The organism is Pseudomonas sp. BCRC 81390 (assembly GCF_030341915.1).
GTDB lineage: Bacteria > Pseudomonadota > Gammaproteobacteria > Pseudomonadales > Pseudomonadaceae > Aquipseudomonas.
This window is the reverse complement of record NZ_JATAAG010000085.1, coordinates 1-239: the sequence shown is the minus strand read 5'-3', so window position 1 is coordinate 239 and position 239 is coordinate 1. Positions and strand designations below refer to the sequence as shown.

The 239-nt window shown below is 51.5% G+C and carries 1 tRNA gene and 1 rRNA gene; both read left to right on the top strand.

The annotated features are described in order from the left end of the window. A 16S ribosomal RNA gene (locus tag QSV36_RS25075) occupies positions 1-51 on the top strand; the annotation flags it as partial. A gap of 77 nt (positions 52-128) precedes the next feature. Beyond that, positions 129-205, top strand: a tRNA-Ile gene (locus QSV36_RS25070). Positions 206-239: the final 34 nt, after the last annotated feature.

The following is a 239-nucleotide window of genomic DNA, read 5'->3' as shown; positions in this document are numbered from 1 at the left end:
AAGTCGTAACAAGGTAGCCGTAGGGGAACCTGCGGCTGGATCACCTCCTTAATCGACGACATCAGCCTGCTGATGAGCTCCCACACGAATTGCTTGATTCATGGTTGAAGACGATCAAGACCCTATATAGGTCTGTAGCTCAGTTGGTTAGAGCGCACCCCTGATAAGGGTGAGGTCGGCAGTTCAAATCTGCCCAGACCTACCATTACATGGTTCAGCCGTAGAATACGGGGCCATAG